Origin of the sequence: Comamonas halotolerans, from assembly GCF_030162935.1 — a bacterium.
In the GTDB taxonomy this organism is placed as follows: domain Bacteria; phylum Pseudomonadota; class Gammaproteobacteria; order Burkholderiales; family Burkholderiaceae_C; genus Comamonas; species Comamonas halotolerans.
Genome location: NZ_JASAUZ010000023.1, coordinates 403,657 through 427,965 on the forward strand (window position 1 = coordinate 403,657; position 24,309 = coordinate 427,965).

General features: G+C 56.6%; 23 protein-coding genes and 2 tRNA genes. 13 read left to right on the forward strand and 12 right to left on the reverse strand.

The genetic code is table 11. The annotated features are described in order from the left end of the window. Positions 1 to 8: 8 nt before the first annotated feature. The 3 genes from QEP11_RS12495 to QEP11_RS12505 form a co-directional block, all read right to left on the reverse strand. Positions 9 to 257, reverse strand: coding sequence for a helix-turn-helix domain-containing protein (locus QEP11_RS12495; protein ID WP_284336964.1), 249 nt, complete (start codon positions 255 to 257; stop codon positions 9 to 11). Beyond that, the gene (gene dusB, locus QEP11_RS12500; RefSeq protein WP_284336965.1) at positions 254 to 1,309 is read right to left on the reverse strand and encodes a tRNA dihydrouridine synthase DusB; all 1,056 of its coding nucleotides are present in this window, start codon (positions 1,307 to 1,309) and stop codon (positions 254 to 256) included. The genes QEP11_RS12495 and dusB overlap by 4 nt, the downstream gene beginning before the upstream one ends. A 136-nt stretch (positions 1,310 to 1,445) precedes the next feature. Further along, positions 1,446 to 1,988, reverse strand: coding sequence for a M15 family metallopeptidase domain-containing protein (locus tag QEP11_RS12505; protein ID WP_284336966.1), 543 nt, complete (start codon positions 1,986 to 1,988; stop codon positions 1,446 to 1,448). A gap of 78 nt (positions 1,989 to 2,066) precedes the next feature. Here QEP11_RS12505 and QEP11_RS12510 point away from each other — a divergent pair, with 78 nt between their 5' ends. Further along, positions 2,067 to 2,591: a YqaA family protein gene (locus tag QEP11_RS12510; protein ID WP_413788725.1), complete on the forward strand. Its 525-nt coding sequence runs from the start codon at positions 2,067 to 2,069 to the stop codon at positions 2,589 to 2,591. Between the two features lie 33 nt (positions 2,592 to 2,624). Here QEP11_RS12510 and QEP11_RS12515 read toward each other — a convergent pair whose 3' ends face one another. The 6 genes from QEP11_RS12515 to QEP11_RS12540 form a co-directional block, all read right to left on the reverse strand. Next, positions 2,625 to 3,620 (reverse strand): tripartite tricarboxylate transporter substrate binding protein, encoded by a 996-nt coding sequence (locus QEP11_RS12515; RefSeq protein WP_284336967.1) that lies wholly within the window; start codon positions 3,618 to 3,620, stop codon positions 2,625 to 2,627. Next, positions 3,613 to 4,494, reverse strand: coding sequence for a carboxylating nicotinate-nucleotide diphosphorylase (gene nadC / locus QEP11_RS12520; protein WP_284336968.1), 882 nt, complete (start codon positions 4,492 to 4,494; stop codon positions 3,613 to 3,615). Before nadC ends, QEP11_RS12515 begins: the two co-directional genes overlap by 8 nt. 85 nt (positions 4,495 to 4,579) lie before the next feature. After that, complete coding sequence (locus QEP11_RS12525; RefSeq protein ID WP_284336969.1) at positions 4,580 to 5,506, reverse strand: NUDIX hydrolase; 927 nt, start codon at positions 5,504 to 5,506, stop codon at positions 4,580 to 4,582. 1 nt (position 5,507) lies between these two features. Then, positions 5,508 to 6,602: a redox-regulated ATPase YchF gene (ychF, locus tag QEP11_RS12530; protein WP_284336970.1), complete on the reverse strand. Its 1,095-nt coding sequence runs from the start codon at positions 6,600 to 6,602 to the stop codon at positions 5,508 to 5,510. A 287-nt stretch (positions 6,603 to 6,889) separates the two neighbouring features. Beyond that, positions 6,890 to 7,189, reverse strand: coding sequence for a hypothetical protein (locus tag QEP11_RS12535; protein WP_284336971.1), 300 nt, complete (start codon positions 7,187 to 7,189; stop codon positions 6,890 to 6,892). A gap of 50 nt (positions 7,190 to 7,239) precedes the next feature. Further along, positions 7,240 to 8,130, reverse strand: a complete 891-nt coding sequence (locus QEP11_RS12540) for an MOSC domain-containing protein (RefSeq protein ID WP_284336972.1) — start codon at positions 8,128 to 8,130, stop codon at positions 7,240 to 7,242. Positions 8,131 to 8,238: 108 nt separating this feature from the next. Between QEP11_RS12540 and QEP11_RS12545 the strand changes: the two genes are divergently transcribed. The 6 genes from QEP11_RS12545 to QEP11_RS12570 all read left to right on the forward strand — a co-directional run bounded on the left by QEP11_RS12545 (position 8,239) and on the right by QEP11_RS12570 (position 13,050). Further along, positions 8,239 to 9,378 (forward strand): FAD-dependent monooxygenase, encoded by a 1,140-nt coding sequence (locus tag QEP11_RS12545; RefSeq protein WP_284336973.1) that lies wholly within the window; start codon positions 8,239 to 8,241, stop codon positions 9,376 to 9,378. Positions 9,379 to 9,456: 78 nt separating this feature from the next. Beyond that, the gene (locus tag QEP11_RS12550) at positions 9,457 to 10,170 is read left to right on the forward strand and encodes a DsbC family protein (protein WP_284336974.1); all 714 of its coding nucleotides are present in this window, start codon (positions 9,457 to 9,459) and stop codon (positions 10,168 to 10,170) included. 94 nt (positions 10,171 to 10,264) lie between these two features. Then, the gene (locus QEP11_RS12555) at positions 10,265 to 12,019 is read left to right on the forward strand and encodes a M61 family metallopeptidase (RefSeq protein WP_284336975.1); all 1,755 of its coding nucleotides are present in this window, start codon (positions 10,265 to 10,267) and stop codon (positions 12,017 to 12,019) included. Positions 12,020 to 12,084: 65 nt separating this feature from the next. Then, positions 12,085 to 12,864 carry an enoyl-CoA hydratase gene (locus tag QEP11_RS12560; RefSeq protein WP_284336976.1) on the forward strand — a complete coding sequence of 260 codons (780 nt, stop codon included), beginning with the start codon at positions 12,085 to 12,087 and terminating at the stop codon, positions 12,862 to 12,864. A gap of 26 nt (positions 12,865 to 12,890) precedes the next feature. After that, positions 12,891 to 12,967 (forward strand) — tRNA-Met (locus QEP11_RS12565). 6 nt (positions 12,968 to 12,973) lie between these two features. Next, a tRNA-Met gene (locus tag QEP11_RS12570) sits at positions 12,974 to 13,050 on the forward strand. Positions 13,051 to 13,108: 58 nt separating this feature from the next. Here QEP11_RS12570 and QEP11_RS12575 read toward each other — a convergent pair. From QEP11_RS12575 to ffh, 3 genes are all read right to left on the reverse strand, one after another. Then, positions 13,109 to 13,528 carry a hypothetical protein gene (locus QEP11_RS12575; RefSeq protein WP_284336977.1) on the reverse strand — a complete coding sequence of 140 codons (420 nt, stop codon included), beginning with the start codon at positions 13,526 to 13,528 and terminating at the stop codon, positions 13,109 to 13,111. A gap of 110 nt (positions 13,529 to 13,638) precedes the next feature. Then, complete coding sequence (locus tag QEP11_RS12580; RefSeq protein WP_284336978.1) at positions 13,639 to 14,190, reverse strand: C40 family peptidase; 552 nt, start codon at positions 14,188 to 14,190, stop codon at positions 13,639 to 13,641. A 192-nt stretch (positions 14,191 to 14,382) separates the two neighbouring features. After that, positions 14,383 to 15,777, reverse strand: a complete 1,395-nt coding sequence (ffh, locus tag QEP11_RS12585) for a signal recognition particle protein (RefSeq protein ID WP_284336979.1) — start codon at positions 15,775 to 15,777, stop codon at positions 14,383 to 14,385. Between the two features lie 260 nt (positions 15,778 to 16,037). Between ffh and QEP11_RS12590 the strand changes: the two genes are divergently transcribed. The 6 genes from QEP11_RS12590 to QEP11_RS12615 all read left to right on the forward strand — a co-directional run bounded on the left by QEP11_RS12590 (position 16,038) and on the right by QEP11_RS12615 (position 24,266). Then, on the forward strand, positions 16,038 to 16,850 hold the full coding sequence (locus QEP11_RS12590; protein ID WP_284337041.1) for a cytochrome C assembly family protein: 813 nt from the start codon (positions 16,038 to 16,040) through the stop codon (positions 16,848 to 16,850). Next, entirely contained in the window at positions 16,850 to 17,080 is a 231-nt protein-coding gene (locus QEP11_RS12595; RefSeq protein WP_284336980.1) for a PP0621 family protein, read from the forward strand. The genes QEP11_RS12590 and QEP11_RS12595 overlap by 1 nt, the downstream gene beginning before the upstream one ends. Positions 17,081 to 17,110: 30 nt before the next feature. After that, a complete protein-coding gene (locus tag QEP11_RS12600; protein ID WP_284336981.1) occupies positions 17,111 to 18,835 on the forward strand; it encodes a sensor histidine kinase in 1,725 nt (574 codons plus the stop codon). Between the two features lie 8 nt (positions 18,836 to 18,843). Beyond that, a complete protein-coding gene (locus tag QEP11_RS12605) occupies positions 18,844 to 20,295 on the forward strand; it encodes a sigma-54-dependent transcriptional regulator (RefSeq protein WP_284336982.1) in 1,452 nt (483 codons plus the stop codon). Next, positions 20,279 to 20,866 carry a 1,6-anhydro-N-acetylmuramyl-L-alanine amidase AmpD gene (gene ampD, locus QEP11_RS12610; RefSeq protein ID WP_284336983.1) on the forward strand — a complete coding sequence of 196 codons (588 nt, stop codon included), beginning with the start codon at positions 20,279 to 20,281 and terminating at the stop codon, positions 20,864 to 20,866. The genes QEP11_RS12605 and ampD overlap by 17 nt, the downstream gene beginning before the upstream one ends. Before the next feature lie 493 nt (positions 20,867 to 21,359). After that, entirely contained in the window at positions 21,360 to 24,266 is a 2,907-nt protein-coding gene (locus tag QEP11_RS12615; RefSeq protein ID WP_284336984.1) for a ribonucleoside-diphosphate reductase subunit alpha, read from the forward strand. Positions 24,267 to 24,309: the final 43 nt, after the last annotated feature.

The following is a 24,309-nucleotide window of genomic DNA, read 5'->3' on the forward strand; positions in this document are numbered from 1 at the left end:
CTGCGCGCTCAGAGCATGTCATGCTCAAGCAGCTTCTTGCGTAAGGTGTTGCGATTCAGACCCAGCCACTGCGCAGCACGCGACTGGTTGTTGTCTGACTGGTGCATGACTACGTCGAGCAGTGGTTTCTCGACCAGTCGCAGCAACATGTCATACATATTGCTGGGTGTCTCGCCCCCCAGATCCCGGAAATAGCTCTCCAGACTGGCGCGAACGCATTCCTCAATACTTTGGTTGTCTTGTGCTTGGGTGCTCATGCAGCCAATTCCTCAATTTCTAGCTCTGCATCTGCCGCCCCAGTGGTTAGTGGCAGACGCTCCATCTGCTGGCCCAGCTGCTCCAAATAGTCAGCCACGGCCTGCCACTGCACTTGGCAGTCTTCGATGGTGTTGATATGTTTACGAAAGGTTTCCCCGCCAGGCAAAGCACGCAAATACCAGGCAATGTGTTTGCGCGCACTGCGCACTCCGGTCAGCTCCCCATACAGGCTGTAATGGTCTTGCAAATGCTCAAGCAGCAAGGCGCGCAACTCAGACACCAAGGGTGGCGCCATGTGTGTGCCCGTCGCCAGAAAGTGAGCGATCTCACGGAAAATCCAGGGGCGCCCTTGCGCAGCCCTGCCCACCATCACGGCATCCGCACCGGTATAGGCCAGTACATCTCGCGCTTTTTCAGGGCTCGTAATGTCACCATTGGCCACTACTGGCACCTGCACAGCCTGTTTGACTGCGGCGATGGTGTCGTACTCTGCAAAGCCTTTGTAGCCCTGCTCACGCGTGCGGCCATGCACCGTGAGCATTTGAATGCCCACGTCTTCAAATTGCATCGCCAGCTTGACGGCATTCTTTTCGGCATCGCACCAGCCAGTGCGCATTTTCAAGGTCACAGGAACGTTGAAAGGCCGAGCCGCCTCAACCACTGCATGGGCAATCTCCACCGCCAAAGGCTCGTTTTGCATCAGAGCGGAACCCGCCCACTTATTGCACACCTTTTTGGCCGGACAACCCATGTTGATGTCGATGATCTGTGCACCGCGCTCAATGTTGTAGATGGCGGCCTCAGCCATCATAGGCGCATCCGTGCCCGCGATTTGTACCGAAATCGGTCCAGGCTCACCCGCATGATTGGCACGACGGCTGGTCTTGAGACTGTTCCACAAGTCCTTGCGCGATGTCACCATCTCACTGACCGCATAACCGGCTCCCAATGCCTTGCACAGCTGGCGGAACGGCCGATCTGTCACACCCGCCATGGGAGCAACAAACAGGTTATTCGCCAGCGAATGCTGACCAATGCGCAGCACAGTCATGAAAGGCCTAAACGGGACAAGGAGCAAGAAGCGGGAAAGCTTTCTATTGTAGCTGCCCAAAAAATAAGCACACCCAGACGCTACAAAGACACTAGCAAAGAATCAGGTAAAACGCCAAGTCCTAATCGCGTCTCACTTACCAGTTGACGGCGGCAGGAACAAAGGCCCACCAATGGCCTGGTACCGGAACCCAGCCACGTCCGCGCATTACGCCTGCCAGCCAGGTGCGGTTGAACTCTACATCGGGCGAAACGTCCTCTGTCGCGCCCCCTGAAGTATCTTGTAGCGCCGCTGAAAGCGCTGCTGGGGGTGGGATATGAGCAGCACCCATATCCACTTCCTCACCATCAGCCAAAGGGCCACGCACAAAATCGGAGGCTGTCTCACTGTCAACCACCAGCACATGAACATCCATGACCTGCTGCATATGGCCTGCACTCGTGTGCACATAGGGACAGCCATCTACCACCAGTCGCATGCCTTGCGACTGAATCATCACTTTCGCCATTTGCAGGGCGCGGCGTGCATGGGGCGCATCCATCAAAAGCTGACATTCGGCCTCAATAAGGCGCTCCTGTGCAGACGCAGGAAGTTTTCCACCCTCCGCCAGAGCACTGGAAACCATGGTCAGCGACACCAAAAGCGCTTTACCGACTTGCTGCTTCACTCTCTTACTCATTGCAAATGCGATGTTCATACCCCCAGCTTAGGGCAAGCCTCTGCCAGCCGATAGCAGACGAGCACCTACACTGCGCCCATGGAAGCGTGGATTCAAGAAATTTTGCAATGGCTGGCTCTTCCCCAATTCGGGCTGAGCACCTTGTTTGTTGTGGCACTGGTGTCTGCCACCTTGTTGCCTTTGGGGTCAGAGCCTGCCGTTGTTGGCTTGCTGCAGCTCAATCCCGAACTATTCTGGCCTGCCATTTTGACCGCCACAGCAGGCAATACCGTGGGTGGTGGCATCAGCTGGTGGATGGGATTGGGCGCTCACAAAGCCTGGAATCTTGCACGCGAGCGAAGTAGACAAGGCTTGCCGATCGCCGAGGGGCAGAAACCTCCACGCGAACTCTCACGCACCGAACGCAAAGCCCGTGTTTGGCTACGGCGCTGGGGCGCAAAGACCTGCCTGCTCAGCTGGCTTCCCATTGTGGGCGACCCACTATGTGCCGTTGCAGGCTGGCTGAAGCTGCCTTTCTGGCCCTGTCTGTTTTATATGGCCATAGGCAAATTTCTGCGCTATCTGGTCATGACCACTGTCATTATCTGGGCCTTGCCTCATTGACGCCCTCTGCAACACAAATCATGTTTTGTTGCTTCAGTCGACTTTCAGGCCAATGGACTGCGTGACCTTCGCATAGCGTGCGATATCTGCATGCACCATGTCCTGAAAATCTTGGGCAGAGCCACCATCCAGGGCAAAACCCTGCTCTTTAATAGCTTGCGCCACTGCAGGTCTGCCCAGTATTTCGCGTATCACGCGGTTCAATTGCTGCACCGTCGCACGTGGAGTGGCAGCAGGCACCAGCAAGCCATGCCACTGGTCAACGGCATAACCGGTCACGCCCTGTTCTGCCACGCTGGGCACCTGAGGCAGCAATTCGGAACGCCCGGCGGAGGTCACCGCCAAAGCACGCAGCTTTCCTGTATGCACCAAGGGCGCAGCACTGCTGGCAGTGAGCACTGCCAACGGCACCTGATTTCCCAATACAGCAGCCAATGCCGGACCGCAGCCTTTGTATGGCACTTGCTGCAGGCTGACTGCTTGTGCCTTGGCGAGCATCTCACCAGCCAAGTGTTGCGGCGTACCATTGCCACATGAAGCAAATGGCAAAGCTGGTTGAGCGCGAGCTGCATCCAGCGCCTGCGACAGGCTCTGCCAAGAGGACTGCTGGGGAACCACGAACACCGAAGGCACATAGCCCACGTTAATGACCCCAGTAAAGTCATGCTTCGGATCAAAATCCATGCTGCTGAATACACCAGGATTGATGGCAAACGAGCTATTGACCATCAACAAGGTATGCCCGTCAGCCGGGGCATCGGCCACTATCTTGGCCCCAATATTGCCGCTGGCCCCTGGCTTGTTGTCCACTACCACGGGCACCCCCAACTGGCTTTGCAACTCCGCGCCCAACTTGCGAGCCAGCCAGTCCGTGCCTCCGCCCGGTGGAAAGGTGACCACAATGCGCAACGGTTGACGGGTAGCAAACGGCAACAACGGGTCCCCGGCTTTGTGGTTTCCACAAGCCAGCAGCATGCTCGCAAGCCATGCTGCCGCCAAGCTTTGGATGAATCGGTGACTTTTACGCATCAAGGCCGATGTCCAATACGCGAGCGCTGTGTGTCAGCCAGCCTACGGCAATCTGATCCACGCCGGTTGCTGCCACTTCTGGAGCAGTATCTGGTGTGATGCGACCCGATGCTTCGGTGATGGCTTTTCCCCTGCACATAGCCACCGCCGTGCGCAAATCATCCAATGCCATATTGTCCAGCAGCACTACATCCACCCCCAATTTCAGCGCCACCTCCAACTGCTGCAAGTTGTCAACTTCCAGCTCGATCTTGACCATATGCCCCACGCCCGTACGCGCTCGCTGCACGGCCTGCTCCACGCCACCGGCCAGCGCAATGTGGTTGTCCTTGATGAGTACCGCATCATCCAGACCAAAGCGGTGATTGCTGCCGCCCCCGACGCGCACAGCGTACTTTTGCACCACTCGCAGGCCGGGCATGGTTTTGCGAGTGCAGGTGACACGTGCGTCATAGGGTGCAATGGCACGGGCAATCGAAGCCGTAGCGCTGGCCACGCCGCTGAGGTGACACAAATAATTGAGCGCAACACGCTCTGCCGACAAAATGGCGCGCGCACTGCCGCGAATGCATGCAATCTCTGCCCCCGGGAATAAGTCTGCCCCATCTCGCAGTTGTGCCTTAAACTGCACATGTGGATCCAAGGCATGGAATGCCAGGCGGGCAAGATCCAGCCCTGCCAGCACCCCTTCCTGGCGTGCTACCAAGCGCAACTGCGCCTTTGTATCAACGGGCACGATGGTGTCAGTAGTCAAATCTCCTGCACGTCCCAAATCTTCCAGCAATGCCATCTGTACCAAAGGCTGAAGCATCACGTCAGGCAGAGCGGGAACGGGCAAACGAAAATTTGTCTCAGTCGATTTATTTATGCTCATTTTGAGTATTTTATAGGCAAAAAAAAGAGAGCGCCTCGGTGAATGAGATACACCTCTTTATGCTAACAATGAGTATAACCACCTGTCAAGCCCCACGCGCCAACGGAAGCTTGGTGCCTGCAGTCGCCCGCTCTTGAAGCACATCGCTGCGAAAGCGAAACAGCTTGGCAGGACGACCTGCCGCTCCGGCAGTCATCTGGCCGGTTTCCTCAACCAACGCCTGTTGCTCGATCAAACGCCGGAAATTCTGCTTATGCAAGTCACGTCCAGCCAAGGCTTCAACGGTCTGCTGCAATTGCAAAAGTGTAAATTCTGGTGGCATCAGCTCGTACACCACGGGACGGTATTTGATCTTGGCACGCAGCCGGGCCATGCCGGTGGCCAGAATCCGACGGTGATCGTGTCGCATGGACAGCCCTGGAACCTGGGCACGCAAAGAAATTCCACGGCGCTGTGCTTCCTCAATCAAACCTGCCTCGAAAAGCAATTCATAGCGCTGCAACACCAAGTCTTCGTTCCAGGCTTGACCATCCACACCAAAGTTCACTGCCAGGCGCGCTTGCCGGGCCTTCTTCAACGCAGGATGGGCAGACTCGCTCACCCAAGCCTTCAGATGCGGCAGTATGGCCGCCTCCAACACCTCAGGCGCACCATGACGCCAGTCTTCCCAAGGAAAGTAGCTGTACCAGTCCTGCCAGCTGGTTGCCCCTTGCGGGCTTTGTTCAGGCTCACACGTGAGGCCCAGATAGCTGATGGACAGCACATGAGCAGCTTCCGTGCGCTCACGATCTGCAAAGGTGTAAAGCTGCTCGACATAACCCAGCGAATGCTGGGTCTGGCTCTCCACCCAGGCCCTTAAGCCCGCTTGCAGTGAGCGATGCACCATTTGAAACGGCCCTGCAGGCAAAGCTTGCCCACACTGGGTGGTGAGCACCCGAGGCACTCCCTGACTGACCGCCACCAGGACGGCCACCAGTTCTGCATGCAAAGCGGTGTCGTGGGCCTGATTCAATTTAGACGTTGAACAAGAAGTTCATCACATCGCCATCCTTGACGATATATTCCTTGCCTTCCGCGCGCATCTTGCCAGCGTCCTTGGCCCCCTGCTCACCCTTGAAGGCAATGAAATCTTCAAATGCAATGGTTTGCGCGCGGATAAAGCCGCGCTCAAAGTCACCGTGAATCACGCCAGCCGCCTGGGGGGCGGTAGCCCCTACACGCACTGTCCAGGCGCGCACCTCCTTGACACCTGCGGTGAAGTAGGTCTGCAGACCCAGCAGCTTGAAGCCGGCACGGATCAGCCGGTTCAGTCCAGGTTCTTCCAAGCCCAGCTCCTGCAGGAACATATCGCGGTCTTCATCTTCCATTTCGGACATTTCCGCTTCAATCTTGGCGCAAATGGCCACCACGGGAGCGCCCTGGGCATCGGCATATTCCTTCAAGCGATCCAGCAGGGGGTTGTTTTCAAAGCCATCTTCGGCCACGTTACCCACAAACATGGCGGGCTTGGCAGTGATCAGGCAGAAAGGCTTGAGCAGCGGCGCATCTTCCTTGGAAACAGGCACCACGCGGGCAGGCTTGCCTTCATTGAGCGCCTCCTGAATGGGCGTGAGCAAAGACACCAGCTTGGCTGCTTCCTTGTCATTGCCTGACTTGGCCGCCTTGGAGTAGCGGTTCAGCGCCTTCTCCACCGTAGCCAGATCAGCCAGACACAATTCGGTCTGAATGACTTCGATGTCCGCAATCGGATCCACACGACCGGCCACGTGGATCACGTTGGGGTCTTCAAAGCAACGCACCACGTTCACGATGGCATCAGTTTCGCGGATGTGCGCCAAGAACTGGTTGCCCAGGCCCTCGCCCTTGGATGCACCGGCCACCAAACCCGCAATGTCCACAAACTCCACAATGGCAGGAACAATGCGTTCAGGCGAAATGATTTCGGCCAGCTGATTCAGGCGTGGATCAGGCACTTCCACTACGCCCGTGTTGGGTTCAATCGTGCAGAAGGGATAGTTCTCGGCGGCGATGCCAGCCTTGGTCAGCGCGTTGAAAAGGGTGGACTTGCCAACGTTGGGCAGGCCCACGATGCCGCATTTGAGGCTCATGGAAAATCCTTGTGTATCAATGCACTACCAGGCACCGCACCCGCGTGGCCGAAGTGCCCGATCCGCATTCCGGCGTATTCGGTATTCTGAAGAGGTGTGACAACTAGCGCTCTGCCAAAGCAGGATTTGGTGCTCGTAAAGTCACGAAAAACTATGCTGATTGTAATGATCAGCAAATCTCTGCTGGCGCGCAGCAGATTGCCAGGTTTTTTTCAGATGACTGCAAAGCAAAAAGCAGGCAGCCCCAAGAAAAGGGGCTGGCCTGCTTGAACTCAAAAATAGAGAATTTATTTCGCTGCGCGTGGTTTGCACTGCAGTTGCAACAAGCGATGGGTTGAGCTGTCCACACTGCTGCCTGGCTCACGCAATGGACGGATACGCAGGTCAAGGAAGCCTCGGTTACCGCACAACTGCTTGATGGTGGCTTCACACTTTCTCAAGTCATCGTAGCGTGTGTCGCACACCAGTGCATGTTCATAGTCAGGCGTGGCTACATAAGGTGCCGCATCTCTCATCATGGGATCTGTCTGGGTGGCACATCCAGCCAAGGCCAGAGCAGCAGTTGCGGCCAACAGCATGTATTTCATAAGTCAACTCCTCCAAAATTGATCGGCATCTTAACGAAACACGCCCAGCGTTAGTCAAATTTTAGTTGCCCGCCTACAACTTGGCCCACACGCAGCAACTGACCCGCACCTTGCGCAACCACAGCGTTCATGCCGAAGGTGATAGCACCATTGAGACGTGCATCCTGGCGGTACTGGGCAATGGTGTGCCCGACCTCCGGGCTAGACTGCGCCGTGCGCGGATCAATATTGGGGATGGGGCAACGTGAGCAAGGCTTGCCCAGCCGGATAGCCACAGGCTCCTGCGCTTCGATCCAAACCGTCTCTATAAAGTCTTCTTCATGCTCGGCCAGCCCGTCGAGCACGATGTTGGCACGAAAACGCAGCCCATCCACCGCAATATGGCCCTGAGCCTGCAACCTTGCATTCAGGGCTTCGAAGGCAGAGCTGGTCGTCACCAGCAGGGGATAGCCGTCGGCAAATTGATTAGGCGCCTTGATCCCGCCGGTCCACTTGGTGTTCGACAGCCGTTGCTGCGCAGGGTCGAAGCGAACCAGACGGCACTCACGCTGCAATGCCAGGCTGAACCACTGAGCGGCTTGCTGCCCCATATCCCAAGCCTCGAGCTGGCTATTCCATACCTGCACGGCGATTTGCGGCGCTTGCGCCATGAATGGCAGTTTCAATGGCACAGCCAAATCACTCAGTCCGGGAAAACTCAATCTCAGCAAACCAGCAGCAAGATCCAGATGGGGTTGCACCAAAGCCATCTGTGCAACTTCACGCTGGGTGATAAACACGCCTTCCGGGTCCACTACCATCCAGGCACGATCCCACTCCAGCCCGGTAGGCAGCAACTTTGCCTCCTGCACAGCGATGCCTGCACAGGACTTGATAGGAAACACCCACAGTGCGCCAATGGTGCCCGTGACATCCGCTTGATCGATGGAAAAGACTGTCATGCGCTTATTGTGACGCGATGACTTTGTCTTTGTGTCATCTGCAACACTCTTGATTTGGGGAAGCCGTCCTTCCCAACGGCTGCTGCCAGCCCTCCTACAATGCGAAACATGGCGCAAACCTTTGATGTATGTATCCGCGGAGCCGGCATTGTCGGCCGCACCCTGGCACTTTTACTGGCGCGCGAGCGCCTGCGCGTGGCTTTGGTGGCAACGCCACTCTCGGCCGCCATGCCGACCGATATCAGAGCCTATGCACTCAACACCAACTCCAAGCAACTGCTGGAATCTTTGCGTACTTGGCCCGATGAACAGCACGCCACGCCGGTCAAACACATGGAAGTGCATGGTGATGTGGATGGCAGCGTGCACTTTGATGCAGGCGCCCAAGGCGTAGATGCGCTGGCATGGATTGTTGATGTTCCTGCACTGGAGCAACGCTTGGCCGAGGCCGTGCGCTACCAGCCACAGGTCGAAGTCGTGCAGTCCCCCGTGCAAGCACCGCTGACTGCCATCTGCGAAGGTCGTGCCAGCGCTACCCGCTCAGAGTTGGGCGTGGAGTTTGATATCACTCCTTATGGACAGCACGCAATTGCCACACGCTTGGATTGCGAACAGCCTCATGGCCAGGTGGCACGCCAGTGGTTTTCTCCACAAGGGATTCTGGCGCTCCTTCCCATTGATGGTGAGAACGGTCACAGTGTCGCTGTGGTGTGGTCGGTTGCACAGGCGGATGCCGACCACTGGAAGAACACCGATGAGGCCACATTCATACAAGCCCTGATGGACATCAGCCAAGGCAGTTTGGGGCAACTGACATTGCAAGGACCTCGCATGTCGTGGCCACTGCAGCAAGCCATTGCCAAGCGCTGGTGCGGGCCTTTGCCTGGCACCTCTGAATCGCGTACACCCAACAGTTGGGTGCTGGCAGGTGATGCAGCTCACAATGTGCACCCACTTGCAGGCCAGGGGCTGAACATTGGCTTGGCCGACGTGCAAGCCCTTTCCCGCATTCTGCAGGCACGTGACGAATGGCGCAGCACGGGAGACTTGAAGCTGCTGCGCCGCTATGAGCGAGAGCGCAAAGCAGGCCTGGCTCCATTAGGACTGGCCATGGATGGGCTGCAGCAACTCTTCAGCCGTTCTGAAGCGCCCTTACAGGCGCTCAGAAACTTTGGCTTGCGCAGTTTTGAGCGCAGCGGCCCCATCAAGGACTGGGCCGCCCGCCAGGCCATGGGCCTGGAGCGTTAAGCCTAAGCCTATTCATGCCAAGGGAACCTTTTGCTCCCCCGACCACCCAATAACTTTTTATTCACCGGAATCTGTGCCATGAAATTGTTCGCCACAGCGTTGTTGGCTACTGCTGCTTGGGGTTGCGCCATCGCAGCCCAGCCTCAAGACCAAATCACCAAGACCTTGGCTGAGCGCATTCCTCAATTGCAGCAAGTCGATGAGGTCAAACCAACACCCATGAAAGGCTTGTACGAGGTACGCATCGGTACCGATGTGTTCTATTCCAACGAGACTGGTGACTATCTGATCCAGGGTGAGTTGATTGACACCAAGGCACAGCGAAACCTGACCGAAGACCGTATCAACCAGCTCACATCTGTGGACTTCAAGAACCTGCCTTTGAACGATGCCATCAAGATCGTGCATGGCAAGGGTGAGCGCAAGCTGGCGGTTTTTGAAGACCCGAACTGCGGTTACTGCAAGCGCTTTGAGCGTGACCTGCAAAACGTAGACAACGTGACTGTCTATCTGTTTCTATACCCCATCCTGAGCCGAGACTCAGCCGAGAAGTCGCGCAATATCTGGTGCGCCAAAAACAGTGCCAAGACTTGGCATGATCTGATGCTCAGGGACAAAACACCCGCTGCCGCCAGCTGCGATATCGACGCTATTGAGCGCAACCTGGCCCTGGGTCGCAAGCACAAGATCACAGGCACACCCACACTGATCTTTGCGGACAACACCCGTGTGCCGGGCGCTATCCCCGCCAGCGAGGTTGAAAAATACCTTAACGCCGCACACAAAAAGTAAGAGTAAGCGCTTCATGACAGGCTGCCCAGGCAGCCTGTCTCACTTGCGGCATTGCCGCCCGGCATGCCGCGGATGTACCCCACACCGTACCGCCATGCCTCCAACCAACTCCTCTTTGCACTACAGCGTCGCCTTGCATGACCTGCACGCGCACCTGTACCGCGTCACCCTCACCATCTCCCAACCCAGCGTCCAGCAGCGGCTATCTTTGCCCGTATGGATTCCTGGCAGTTATCTGGTGCGTGAGTTCGCCAAGAATCTGCAGAACCTGCGCGCCCACCAAGGTGAGCACACGATCGAAGTCCAGCAGTTGAACAAACACGAATGGGAAGTCAGTTGCCAGACCCATCTGCCCTTGGTAGTGAGCTATGAAGTCAGTGCCTATGACACTTCGGTACGCACGGCCTGGCTGGATCAGCGCCGCGGCTTTTTCAACGGCACCAGCCTCCTGCTGCGCGTGCACGGCCAGGAAGCACAGCCCCATCAGCTGCATGTTCAGCCTTGCGCCACAGTGCCAAAATGGCAGCTGGCGACAGGTCTGCCTGCGACTGCTGTCGATGCGCAAGGCTTTGGCACCTATATAGCCCGGGATTACGACCAGTTGGTGGACTGCCCCGTTGAGATGGGCGATTTCTGGAGTGGCAGCTTTGTTGCCGCAGGCGTGCCGCACCGCTTTGTGGTGGCTGGCGCGCCCGCCTCCTTCGACGGTGAACGCTTGCTGCGCGACACCCAGAAAATTTGCGAAGCGGAAATCAACTTCTGGGGCTCAGCACCTCATAGCAACTACGTGTTCATGCTGAACGTGACACACGATGGCTATGGTGGCCTGGAGCACTGCAACTCCACCGCCCTGATCTGCAGCCGCCCGGATCTGCCTCGCCTGGGCACAGACAAGGCCAGCGACGGGTACATCCAGCTTCTGGGACTGATCAGCCACGAATACTTTCATACCTGGAACGTCAAGCGTCTGCGTCCCGCCGAACTGGTGCCCTACAACTATGACCAGGAAAACTACACCCAGTTGCTATGGTTCTTCGAAGGCTTCACCAGCTATTACGATGACTTGCTGCTGCGCCGCGCAGGGTTGATCGACAACGCCCAGTACCTCAAACTCATCACAAAAACGCTCAATCAGGTTCAGCAAACACCAGGACGTCTGGTACAAAGCGTGGCCCAATCGAGTTTTGATGCGTGGATCAAGTATTACCGCCAGGACGAAAATACCGCCAACATCACTGTCAGTTATTACACCAAGGGCGCATTGGTTGCCATGTGTCTGGACCTGAAGCTGCGCCAGGAAGGCCGGGCCAGCCTGGATGCTGTGATGCGTGGCTTGTGGCAACGCTGTCAGGGTGGCGCCATGACCGAAACCGATGTACTCAGTGAGCTACAAGCCCAGACAGGCCGTAGCTGGCAGACAGAGCTACAGGCCTGGGTCCACGGGACTGACGAACTTCCGTTGCAAGAATTGCTGGCCGCCCACGGTGTGAAAGCAGAAACGGACAAACCCGCCCCTGCACAGGCTTTGGGCCTGCGGGTGCAAGAGATCCACAGCGTGCTTATCAAGCAAGTCTTGCGCGGTGGTTTGGCCGAACAAGCAGGGATGATGGCTGGCGATGAGTGGTATGGTCTGAAGTTATCCAGTAGCTCCCAAGCATGGCGTTTGACCAAATTGGAGGAGCTGGAGTTCTACGTGCCACACGGCACCACCTCGGTAATCGCCTTGATTGCCCGCGACCGCCAACTGCTACAACTATCGCTTTCTCTGCCCTGTGCCGGCGCGCCCATCTCCAACTACCAACTCAGCGTCACCGATGCTGCGGTTGTTGACCGCTGGCTAGCGCTGTAAGCACTTACGGGCAGTGCTTGGTTATAGTCATAGCTGCCACACACATGACTATTAGGAGATAAGCCTTGGCATACGAAATGATCGAAGTCCGTGTTGAAGCGGACAAAGTGGGCATCATCACCCTGAACCGCCCCAAGCAACTCAACGCCCTGAACGACCAGCTCATGAATGAGCTGGGCGAAGCCCTCAAGGCCTTTGACGCTGACGAAAAAATCGGCTGCATGATCATCACGGGCAGCGAGCGCGCCTTTGCCGCCGGTGCCGACATCGGTGCCATGGCCAAGTACAGCTTTGCTGATGCCTACAAAGGGAACTACATCACCCGCAACTGGGAAACCATTCGCAGCATTCGCAAGCCGGTCATCGCTGCCGTCAGCGGCTTTGCACTCGGGGGAGGCTGCGAATTGGCGATGATGTGCGATTTCATCATCGCTGCGGACAATGCCAAGTTTGGCCAACCCGAAATCAAGCTGGGCGTGATTCCCGGTGCTGGCGGTACCCAGCGCCTGCCCCGTGCCGTGGGAAAATCCAAAGCCATGGACATGGCATTGACAGCCCGCATGATGGATGCCACCGAGGCTGAACGCGCCGGCTTGGTCAGCCGCGTAGTTCCCTATGACAAGCTAGCCGACGAGGCCCTGGGCGCCGCCATCACCATCAGTGGTTTCTCGCAGATTGCAGTCATGGCCGCCAAGGAGTCCGTCAATCGCGCCTTTGAAGGCAGCCTGAATGACGGGGTGATGTTCGAGCGTCGCCTGTTCCATGCCCTGTTTGCCACCCAAGATCAAAAGGAAGGCATGGACGCCTTTATAAACAAGCGCTCCGCGAACTTCGTCCACCTCTAAAACTTGATATATAATCGCGTTCTCTTGGTCGTATAGCTCAGTTGGTTAGAGCGCAGCATTCATAATGCTGATGTCGTAGGTTCAAGTCCCACTACGACCACCAGAGTTCGGTCGTATAGCTCAGTTGGTTAGAGCGCAGCATTCATAATGCTGATGTCGTAGGTTCAAGTCCCACTACGACCACCAAAATACAAAACCCCGCAGCGCGCAAGCACTGCGGGGTTTTTCTTTTGCTTCACCGTAACTACTTAACGGTTCCGCCATCCAGCTTGTTGGTTTCGCCATCCCCCTGGGCATTGGTAATTACGGCGGCCATTCCCGCTGCGGGGGTCACACCACCTTGCTCCTCAGACGGCTCTGCCGTACTGGCTTGCGGCTGGATTACTTCCAGATTGGCAACTGGATCTGGCAACGGAACACCCGCTGGCAATGGCTCCCGGATGTCCGCTTTGGCCACCGGTAACACATCCTGGCTGCGCAAGTAACTGTCAGAGCCCAATAGTGGTTTTTTGGGTGCCGGTTGATCAAAACGATCCGCCTGTCCCATCGGGAAAGTATCCGCACGCAAGATCGGACCTTCATCCTGACAAGCCGACAGCAATGCCATCACACTGACGGCAGCAGCGCTGGCAATGTAAAAACGAATGGGTATTGGTGTGAGCATGACAACTTCCTCCTGAAGTTATTGATACTCCACACCCAAGGCCTGCTTGTATGTCAGCCAAATCCCTGTAGCTTGTCAATCAAAAAGAGCAAACAGCCTGGCTAGATTTCTCAAACAAAGATGCTGCGTGCTTCTGTGAACCGCTTGGCGAAATAGACGTTATCCATGCGCACCCGCTGCACCGTCCCCCCTTTGGAAGGGGCATGCACAAACTGACCGTTGCCTACAAATATGCCCATGTGCGAATACGGTCCGCCCAGCGTATTGAAAAAAACAAAGTCACCACGCTGCAAGCTGCGGTTTTGCACAGGAGTGCTGGATTGAGCCCACTGTGCCGTGGTACGGGGTAACGCACCATTGTGAATACCTTTTACGGCCCATTGGATCAAGCCACTGCAGTCAAACCCCCCTTCGGGTGAATTCCCACCATAGGTATACGGTGTATTCACCACCAGCATGGTCCGCGCCAGCAGGCTTTCTCGCAGTTCGCCCTGCAACTTCAAAGCGGTGGCTGGTGCTGTGCGCAAGCCGCTGCTGCGGTGGGCTGTATTCTTGGAACGTGGTTTGCTGGAACATCCAGCCAGCACGGCCGCTGCACCTAGCAACAACCAAGTGCGGCGCAAAGACAGGGGCGACGAGCGAGGAAAGAATGGTGCAGACATGACATTCATTATGGGCAACTTGCCATTGAAAGTAAAAAAGTAGAGCTACTCGCCATGTGACAAAGCACGCTTTCCTGCCAACTCCCCTCCGAATCCTTGCTGCATAAACAGTCAAAGCACTTGTTGCAAGCCATAAAAAAAGCCGCATGGCTTATGCAGCGATACGGCTTTCAGACGGAATGGCCGGCGTACTTAGAAAGGCAGCTTGGGCATACCACCACCGCCACCCATCATGCCCTTCATGGCTTTCATGCCCCCCATGCGCTTCATCATCTTCATGAGGCCGCCACCCTTCATCTTTTTCATCATTGACTGCATTTGCTCAAACTCCTTGAGCAAGCGGTTCACGTCCTGTACCTGCACACCAGCACCATCAGCAATGCGCTTCTTGCGCGTGGCCTTGATGAGTGCAGGGTGCTTGCGCTCCTTGAGGGTCATGGAGCAGATAATGCCTTCCTTGCGTTTGATTTCACGCTCCGCCTTGTCCATATCCACAGCTCCCGCCTTGGCGGTCAGCTCGGAGGGCAGCTTGTCCATCAAGGTGGAAAGACCGCCCATTTGCTTCATCTGTTGCAGTTGCGCCAGGAAATCGTTCAGATCGAAGCCATCGCCGCTCTTGAGCTTTTCGGCCATCTTCTGAGCGGCTTCCATGTCCACGCCCTTGGTGACCTGCTCCACCAGCGCCACAATGTCGCCCATACCCAGCACACGCTGCGCATGGCGGCTGGCGTCAAACACCTCCAAGCCGTCGAGCTTTTCCGAAACACCGGCAAATTTGATCGGCGCCCCCGTGATCTGGCGCACCGACAGCGCCGCACCACCGCGCGAGTCACCGTCGAGCTTGGTCAGCACGATACCTGTCAGCGGCAGAGCCTCCTTGAAAGCCTTGGCAGTGTTGATGGCATCCTGACCTTGCATGGCATCAACCACAAACAAGGTTTCAACAGGATTGAGCGTGGCATGCAAATCCTTGATTTCAGCCATCAACAACTCGTCAATGGCCAGACGACCTGCCGTGTCCACCAGCAACACATCAAAGTAGTGTTTCTTGGCGTAGTCCAGCGCAGCCACAGCAATATCGTGGGGCTTTTGGTCAGGGGTCGAAGGGAACCATTCTGCCCCCGCCTGGGCGGTCACGGTTTTGAGCTGTTCAATCGCAGCAGGGCGATACACGTCACCCGATACGGTGAGCACCTTCTTCTTGCGCTTTTCAATCAGATGTTTGGCCAGCTTGGCCGTGGTGGTGGTTTTACCGGCACCTTGCAAACCCGCCATCAAGATGATGGCTGGAGGCTGCGCATTCAAATTGATGTCAGCCACACCTTCGCCCATGGTGGCTGCCAGCTCGGCATTCACAATGCCGACCAAGGCCTGGCCTGGCTTGAGGCTACCGAGCACTTCTTGACCCAGTGCCTTTTCCTTGACGCGGGCAATAAAGTCGCGCACCACGGGCAAGGCTACGTCCGCTTCCAATAGCGCCATGCGCACTTCACGCAGCATGTCTTGTACATTGGATTCGGTGATGCGAGCCTGACCACGCATCTCCTTGACGAGTCGCGAGAGTTTGTCGGTGAGTGCGGATGCCATAAGCAGATGTGTCCGAAGAGAAAAACTGTGCGCCGTGTGCGGCTCGGCCAATTGGCCCGGCACTTTGGGCAGGGAGCCGTGCCTTAGCGCTCGGCCCTTACTGCCCGCCGCGGGCAGCCCTGTACAAACAAGCTGTTAATTCTACCCGCTGCTTACACAATACGCCCCTTCCCATATAGAGTACACAAGCACTGACACGGCGCAAGGATGGCAAGCAACAGCCACTCCAGCATACAAGGCAGACCGCTATGATTGCAGACATGGAGCCTTCCACCCATTTTTTCACTGGCACTCCCGTCTGGGCCATGGCGCTGGCCTTGGCAGCGATTGTGGCCTACCTTATTCCCGCATTCGGCGCTCAGCGTATGGCCGAAGCCCACACACGCATTGCTTTGCGTGCGGCCTGGGTTTTACACCTGCTCACGGTGGCAGCTGGATTGATGTCCTCTCCTGCGCGCTTTGGCTTTGCGCCTGCCCTGTCGATGACAGCATGGCTGATGCTGACCATGTACGCCATAGAACAACAGCTTTACCCAAGGCTGCGCGCAGTAGGTGTGCTCTCTGTGATGGGAGCACTGACCGTACTGCTGTCTCAGCTCTTTCCCGGCAACCCTATGGCTGTACATGCGTCTGCCTGGCTGCCTTTGCATCTGGCACTGGGCATCGCCTCCTATGGTTTATGCGCAGCGGCGGTTGTCCACGCTGGACTGATGTCGCGTGCTGAGCGCCGCATGCGTAGCGCCACCAATGATGACAACGGCATGCCGTTGTTGATGCTGGAGCGCCTGACCTTCCGATTTGTCACAGCAGGTTTTGTACTGCTCACAGCCACACTGCTGGCTGGCTGGCTGTTTGGTGAATCGTTGTATGGGCGCGCCTGGCATTGGGACCATAAAACTGTGTTATCGCTGCTGGCGTGGATCGCGTTTGCGTGCCTGTTGATTGGCCGCAGTCGTTTTGGATTGCGTGGTCGCCATGCAGTGCATCTTATTTATGCGGGCGCTGCACTTCTGCTACTCGCTTATGCAGGTTCACGCTTTGTATTGGAAGTTTTCATGCTGGGGCACATGTGATGAAGTATTTGCTCGTAGCGTTGGTCGTGCTCGTGGCCATTCATATCTGGCGAAGCAACCGACGCAAGGCTGCAGCGCCTCCACCAAAGCCTAAACCACGCTTGCGCCAGCCTGAAGATATGGTGACCTGCGCACATTGTGGCCTGCATCTACCTGCCAGCGATGCCATTACCAGCCCGGACCGCAATCACTATTGCAGCACGGAGCATCGCCACCTCGGCCCGCGTTAGCATCTCGCACCTCAACACCGCCTGCCTGCCGTGACTACACTTCCTCTTCACAGTGCTCGCCGCCTCTGGCAGGCTTTCCTCTCAGCCCGCGTCCTTGTAGCCACGTTGCTTATTGCGTTGCTGAGCACGCAAACCTGGACATCCACAGACCTGCCCTCAGGAATCTATGGGCTGTGGCTGCTTACTACGATCTACTTGCTTGTCGCGCTGCTGAGTTGGGTCGCTTTGCATCAAAAACCACCACCGCACTCCTGGCGCTGGCCATGGTTGCTTTTGATCGGTTTCGATGTGCTGGTTATTTGTCTGTTGCAGGAGATGCAACACGGCAAGATGCACTACACACCTTTGCTGGCACTGCCCATTCTCACCGTCTCTGTGCTGGGAAGCATGCGGCTTGCACTTGCCACCACTGCGGGCATCACTCTGGCGTTGCTCGGCATTGACATGTTCAGTGCCTGGAGCCAGCACCATCTGCGCAGCGAAGACTATATGCAAACGGCACTGGTATGTGCAGGTTTCTTCGCTGTGACCTACCTCACGCACCAACTGTCCCAACGCCTGGCAGACCAGGAGCGCCAAGCACGTATCAACCGCCAGGCAGCCCGTGCACAAGCCCAGGTGAACAGTTTGATTGTGGCCAACCTGTCTGAAGGGGTGCTGGTACTGGACAAGGATTATGCCGTGCGCATGGCCAATCCCGCAGCCTGTGAAATGCTGGACATGCCTGCGCCGCTGGGTTTGCACAATTTGCTTCATGCCAACTGGAAAGCCCTGCGTGACATGGTTGATCAAACCTTCGCCAGTGGTCAGCCCATGAGCCAGGATGTTCACCTATTGGCGGCAGGCCAAAGTACCACCGGTCTATATGTGCGGACCTGGCTTACCAACAGCTTGAAGCACGACGTGCAGATTCCTGAACTGGTCAACCACAGTACCCTGGACAGCACACTGACTCCCCAAGCTTGGCTATGCGTCATGTTCTTGCATGATCTGCGTGAAATGGAAGCACGCCTGCGCACCGAGAAAATGGCTGCCATGGGACGCATGTCCGCTGCTGTGGCACATGAGATTCGCAACCCATTGGCCGCCATCGTGCAAGCCAACGCATTGCTGGCCGAGGAGCTGACACACCCCGCACAGCAGCGCTTGAGCGACATGGTCGAGCAAAATGCCCAGCGTTTGGCGCGCATTGCTGAAGATGTTCTGAACATTGCCCGGGTGCAGCAGCAAATTCAACACGGCGAGTCGCATACCCTGGAGCTGGATACTGAGCTGTTGCGCATCTGGCAAGAATGGCACCAGCAACAGAGCACTCAATTGGGCGTGTTCACACCCAACTGCAAGCAAGTATTCGTCGCCTTTGATACCGAGCATCTGCGTCGTTTGGTCGTTAACTTGCTTGATAACGCGGCCCGCCACAGCCTGGGCAAACACGAGGATGCACTGCAACTGGTTACGGGCGCAGGTCAAGATGGGAAGTTTTGGCTACAGGTGTGGAGTGAGGCTCCGCCTCTGGAGGCCTCTGTCGAAAAGCACCTTTTTGAGCCCTTTTTCTCTTCTCAAAGCCGCTCAACTGGACTGGGTCTTTATATCTGCCGTGAACTGTGTCAACGTCACGGCGGCAGTATTGACTACCACCGCGTGGAACGACTGACCGCGCATGGCATGCAGTTCGGCAATGCATTCACCGTGCACTTCCGTGGCCGAGTACAGAGCTCTGCCAACACTTCCTTGTTTGATCCGATTGTGGTGTGATCGCGTTCATGGGTACTTCTCCAGCCTCCATTCTTGTTGTTGATGACGAGCCGGATCTGCGCACACTGTACGAACTGACACTGCTGCGCGAAGGCCACCGCGTTGAGACTGCCGCCACACTAGCAGAAGCACGAGCACATCTGCGAATCTGTCAGTTTGATGTGCTGATTGTGGACATGCGGCTGCCCGATGGCTTGGGCATGGAGTTGCTGCGTGAGCAACGTGAGCAGCACCGCCAAGAGCGCACGATTGTGATAACGGCGTACGGATCCGCAGAGAACGCTGTGGAAGCCTTGCGCTTCGGTGCGTTCGACTACCTCACAAAGCCCGTCGATCTCAAGCAGTTTCGGTCTGTAGTGGCATCCGCCATCTGCAGCGAAGCTGGCTCTTCAGGAATACCCGTGCCAATGCCCTCCTCTATAGGAGGGGCACAAGCCAGAGTAGTGAATGCCGCTGTCGCTTTGGAGCGCCTGGTCGGTAACTCTGCGGTCATGCAGCAAGTCAGGCAACGTATACAAAAAGTCTCACAAAGCATGGCTCCGGTGATGATCACCGGCGAATCGGGCACAGGTAAAGAGCTCGTTGCCCGAGCCCTGCATGCATGCAGCCACCGCGCCCATGCACCCTGGATCGCAGTGAACTGCGGCGCCATTCCAGAACATCTTCTTGAAGCCGAATTCTTTGGAGCCCGTAAAGGCGCTTACACCGGAGCAACTGCCGACCGTGAGGGCTTTTTCAGTGCCGCGCGGGGAGGAACCCTGTTTTTGGACGAAATTGGCGAACTGCCTCTGTCCATGCAGGCGAAGTTGCTGCGCGCCATTCAAGAACGCTGCATACGTCCGCTGGGTAGTACCCAGGAAGAACCCGTTGATGTGCGTATCGTCAGCGCCACGCATCGCAATTTGGCGGCGGATGTGCAGGCAGGTCGTTTCCGCCAAGACTTGTACTACCGGCTTAACGTCATTGACATACCCATTCCACCGCTGCGTGAACGTCGCGAAGACCTGCCCGATTTGTGTGCCGTGCTGCTGCAGCGTATTGCCGGCGACAGCCTGAGTTCGGTCCCCCCCATTGCGCCCCATGTGCTGGAGCAGTTGCAGAAAATGCCGCTGTATGGGAATGTGCGCGAACTGGAAAACCTTTTGCACCGCTTTATCGCGCTGAACGAGGACGTCGCCCCCTCCTCCGGCGAGGACGCTCCTGCAAGCGCAGCCCCCAATGCTGAGCAACTCCCCCTGGACGAGTTGCCCGAGGATTTGCAAGCCTGGCTCGACCAGCAGGAGCGCATGATTTTGATGCGCGCATTGCAGCACTACGGCAACAACCGCACCGCAGCTGCTGCACGCCTGGGCATCAGCCTGCGTCAAATACGTTACCGCATTGCACGCCTGAATATTCCACTCTCTCCCGAAGAGCAGGAAGCATCCAGCGACAATGCACTGCATGACGCACACCTCTGACACTCGCCCACCCATTTGGCATAACGGCTGGCTGTCCTACGCCCAGCATTTGCCATCTCCCAACTATGGCTCGCGTCCTGAAGCAGTCTCCATCTGCCTTGCTGTGGTGCACTCCATCAGTTTGCCACCCGGCAAATACGGTACAGGTTGTGTCCAGAAGCTCTTCACCAACCAACTGGACTGGGATGCCCACCCTTACTTTCAAAGCATTCGCGGGTTGGAAGTCTCATCTCACTTTTTCATTACACGCCAGGGAGAGGTCTGGCAGTTTGTCAGCTGTGATGATCGCGCATGGCATGCCGGCCAATCCCAATGGTGCGGACAAGCAAATTGCAATGATTTTTCTATCGGCATTGAGCTGGAAGGGCTGGAAGGGCTTACCTTTGAAGATACCCAATACCAAGCCCTCAGCCAACTATGCCGGGATTTGGTTGCTCACTACCCAGTCACTCAGATTGCAGGACACGAGCACATTGCGCCGGGCCGCAAACAAGACCCAGGCCCTGGTTTTGATTGGGCACGCCTCCAGGCCAAGCTGCAGTCCGTTTCATTGCAATTTCCTCAGTCTTGAAAGCCATGTTGATGCCCCCCCACTTGGCAGCGGTGGTTCAGTGCACGACAACTCATAAGAGCGCTTAAGCGCTCTTTTTTATGCCACATCCACCGTCTACAAGCCGCACTACAAAACACCATATCTAGTGCATAAAAACAAGAAAAACAATACATATAGTACAATAACCCTTCAGAAGCATCAGGGTTTTAAAAATTTTTCTCGGCCCTCCGCTCACCACCGCATAAGGATTTGCAGGCTCTTTACTCCGGCAATCCGCATGAGCATTCACGACATCTGCGTGAAAGCCCGCGCTACAAGGCACGCCAGCGTGTCAACAGGATGCGCAAGTGTGTACCAGACAAGCACACCATATCTTTTCCTCACTCACACAAATACACTACCTATAGTGTTTTATTGAATATATGAACACCATCGGTAGCAAGAAGCTCAGCGAGACATATCCGTCTACTGCTCTTTAGGCTGCGCCCATTCACCCGCACAAGAGGTCGTCATGCAAAACGCATTGAATAGCCCGGACACTGGCCATACCCTTCCTCAATTACCAGGCTCTGGCAATGTTCCCGCGGTACTCGATCAATACCAAATCATTCGCCGCAGCGGAGATGTGGTGCCTTTTGCACCTCAAAAGATCGCGATTGCCGTTACCAAAGCCTTTTTGGCTGTTCGTGGGCCACAGGGAACAGCGTCCATCAGCATCCGAGAAACAGTGGAGGCTTTGACCAACACTGTTGTGCGAGCGCTGCTGCGCTCGCGCCCTGACGGAGGAACTTTCCACATCGAAGACGTGCAAGACCATGTGGAGCTGGCTCTGATGCGTGGTGGTCACCAGGACGTGGCGCGCGCCTATGTGCTCTACCGTGAAGCGCGCAACCAGGAGCGTGCTGCGGCCAAGAAAAAGGCCGAAGAACAGGCTGCCGCTGCTGCCAGCCCCCAGCCCGTGCTGCACGTGACAGAGCGCGGACAACGGATTCCGCTAAACCAAGAGCGCCTGGAAGCCCTGGTTGCAGCGGCCTGCCAGGACCTCAATGCAGACATCAGCCCTGCTCCCATCGTGGCTGAAACCCTGCGCAATCTATATGACGGCATACCGTTGGCCGAAGTGTACAAAGCCGCCATCTTGGCTGCGCGCACGCTGATCGAACGTGACCCGGACTACTCCTATGTCACGGCCCGCCTGCTGCTGCACACCATCGTGCGCGAAGTGCTGGAACGCGATGTGCCGCCTGCAGACATGGGCCGCGCCTATGCCGAAAACTTCCCAGCCTTTGTACAAAAAGGCGTCGAGCACGAGCTGCTCAACCCTGAACTGCTGAACTTTGATCTGCCCCGCCTGGGCACAGCATTGAAAGCAGAGCGCGACCAGCAGTTTGATTATCTGGGTCTGCAAACGCTGTACGACCGCTATTTCCTGCATGTGCGCAAAACGCGCATCGAGCTGCCACAGTCTTTTTTTATGCGCGTGGCCATGGGCCTGGCGCTCAATGAGGATGACCGCAACGCCCGCGCCATTGAATTCTATGAATTACTCTCGTCGTTCGACTTCATGTCCTCCACCCCTACACTGTTCAACAGCGGAACGCAGCGCTCCCAGCTCTCCAGCTGCTACCTGAGCACGGTGGCTGACGATCTGGGAGGCATTTACGACGCGCTCAAGGAAAATGCGCTGCTGTCCAAATTTGCTGGAGGACTTGGCAATGACTGGACACCGGTGCGTGCCCTGGGCTCACGCATCAAAGGCACCAACGGAGAGTCGCAAGGCGTGGTGCCCTTTCTCAAAGTGGTGAACGACACGGCCGTGGCCGTCAACCAGGGTGGCAAGCGCAAGGGTGCGGTGTGTGCCTATCTGGAGACCTGGCACCTGGATATTGAAGAGTTTCTGGAGCTGCGCAAAAACACGGGTGACGACCGACGCCGCACACACGATATGAACACGGCCAACTGGATTCCCGACCTGTTCATGCAACGCGTCATGGAAAAAGGACAGTGGACACTGTTCAGCCCCTCCGACGTCCCAGAGCTGCACGATATGTACGGCCAGGCTTTTGCACAGGCCTACACCGCTTACGAAGTCAAGGCCGATGCTGGAGAAATCCAGCTTTTCAAACGGATTCCCGCTGTGGACCTGTGGCGCAAGATGCTGTCCATGCTGTTTGAAACCGGCCACCCCTGGATCACCTTCAAAGACCCATGCAATGTCCGCTCTCCACAGCAGCACGTGGGCGTGGTGCACTCTTCCAACCTGTGTACGGAAATCACGCTCAACACCAGCGCCAGTGAAACAGCGGTGTGCAATCTGGGATCGGTGAATCTGGCGCAGCACATTCGCGATGGTCAGCTGGACCACGCCAAGCTTCGCAGCACCATCACCACGGCAATGCGCATGCTCGACAACGTTATCGATGTCAACTACTACGCCGTGGACAAGGCGCGTGATGCCAATCTCCGCCACCGACCCGTGGGTTTGGGCATCATGGGCTTTCAGGATGCGCTGTACGCCATGCGCACCCCTTACGCCAGCGAAGCTGCCGTGGAATTTGCCGACGCATCGATGGAGGCTGTGTGCTATTGGGCGTATTGGGCATCGACCGAGCTGGCCAGAGAGCGCGGTAGCTATTCCAGTTTCGCTGGCTCACTGTGGTCACAAGGCATCCTGCCGCTGGACTCACTGGATTTGCTGCGCCAGGCGCGCGGTGGCTACGTTGAAGTAGACCGCAGCATGCGTCTGGACTGGCAAGCGCTGCGCGCCAAGATTGCTCAGGACGGCATGCGCAACAGCAACTGCGTGGCGATTGCGCCCACTGCCACCATCTCCAACATAGTGGGCGTGGACGCGTCGATTGAGCCTTCGTTTGGCAATCTCTCTGTGAAATCCAACCTCTCAGGCGAGTTCACCATCATCAATCAATACCTGGTTCGCGACCTGAAAAAACTCGGCCTTTGGGACAGTGTGATGGTCATGGATCTCAAACACTTTGATGGATCACTGCGCGCCATTGAGCGCGTTCCCGAGCACATCAAACAGCTGTATGAAACAGCCTTTGAGATCGAGCCTGTCTGGTTGGTCGAGGCAGCTGCACGCCGCCAGAAATGGATCGATCAGGCCCAGAGCTTGAACATCTACATGACAGGTGCATCTGGGAAAAAGCTCGACGAGACATACAAGCTGGCCTGGCTGCGCGGCCTCAAAACCACGTACTACTTGCGCACGACCAGTGCCACAGCTGCAGAAAAATCCACGGTTCAAAGCCGTGCACTCAATGCCGTCTCGCCTGCTGCCGTGGAAGCCAGTAGTGCACTAGACCGCGCTGCTGCGGCAGCACGAGCCAGCGCAGGCGTACCTGCCACCGACATCAAGTTTTGTGCCATTGATGACCCAGGCTGCGAGGCCTGCCAATAAAGCTGTGCTGCCTTGCCGATGTACCAAGCACGGCGGCAGCACC

Coding starts and splice junctions, on each gene's coding strand:
- QEP11_RS12495 (WP_284336964.1), bottom strand. CDS start 257: ATGAGCACCCAAGCACAAGACAACCAAAGTATTGAGGAATGCGTTCGC.
- dusB (WP_284336965.1), bottom strand. CDS start 1,309: ATGACTGTGCTGCGCATTGGTCAGCATTCGCTGGCGAATAACCTGTTT.
- QEP11_RS12505 (WP_284336966.1), bottom strand. CDS start 1,988: ATGAGTAAGAGAGTGAAGCAGCAAGTCGGTAAAGCGCTTTTGGTGTCG.
- QEP11_RS12510 (WP_413788725.1), top strand. CDS start 2,067: ATGGAAGCGTGGATTCAAGAAATTTTGCAATGGCTGGCTCTTCCCCAA.
- QEP11_RS12515 (WP_284336967.1), bottom strand. CDS start 3,620: ATGCGTAAAAGTCACCGATTCATCCAAAGCTTGGCGGCAGCATGGCTT.
- nadC (WP_284336968.1), bottom strand. CDS start 4,494: ATGAGCATAAATAAATCGACTGAGACAAATTTTCGTTTGCCCGTTCCC.
- ychF (WP_284336970.1), bottom strand. CDS start 6,602: ATGAGCCTCAAATGCGGCATCGTGGGCCTGCCCAACGTTGGCAAGTCC.
- QEP11_RS12535 (WP_284336971.1), bottom strand. CDS start 7,189: ATGAAATACATGCTGTTGGCCGCAACTGCTGCTCTGGCCTTGGCTGGA.
- QEP11_RS12540 (WP_284336972.1), bottom strand. CDS start 8,130: ATGACAGTCTTTTCCATCGATCAAGCGGATGTCACGGGCACCATTGGC.
- QEP11_RS12545 (WP_284336973.1), top strand. CDS start 8,239: ATGGCGCAAACCTTTGATGTATGTATCCGCGGAGCCGGCATTGTCGGC.
- QEP11_RS12550 (WP_284336974.1), top strand. CDS start 9,457: ATGAAATTGTTCGCCACAGCGTTGTTGGCTACTGCTGCTTGGGGTTGC.
- QEP11_RS12555 (WP_284336975.1), top strand. CDS start 10,265: ATGCCTCCAACCAACTCCTCTTTGCACTACAGCGTCGCCTTGCATGAC.
- QEP11_RS12575 (WP_284336977.1), bottom strand. CDS start 13,528: ATGCTCACACCAATACCCATTCGTTTTTACATTGCCAGCGCTGCTGCC.
- QEP11_RS12580 (WP_284336978.1), bottom strand. CDS start 14,190: ATGTCTGCACCATTCTTTCCTCGCTCGTCGCCCCTGTCTTTGCGCCGC.
- ffh (WP_284336979.1), bottom strand. CDS start 15,777: ATGGCATCCGCACTCACCGACAAACTCTCGCGACTCGTCAAGGAGATG.
- QEP11_RS12590 (WP_284337041.1), top strand. CDS start 16,038: ATGGAGCCTTCCACCCATTTTTTCACTGGCACTCCCGTCTGGGCCATG.
- QEP11_RS12595 (WP_284336980.1), top strand. CDS start 16,850: ATGAAGTATTTGCTCGTAGCGTTGGTCGTGCTCGTGGCCATTCATATC.
- QEP11_RS12605 (WP_284336982.1), top strand. CDS start 18,844: ATGGGTACTTCTCCAGCCTCCATTCTTGTTGTTGATGACGAGCCGGAT.
- ampD (WP_284336983.1), top strand. CDS start 20,279: ATGACGCACACCTCTGACACTCGCCCACCCATTTGGCATAACGGCTGG.
- QEP11_RS12615 (WP_284336984.1), top strand. CDS start 21,360: ATGCAAAACGCATTGAATAGCCCGGACACTGGCCATACCCTTCCTCAA.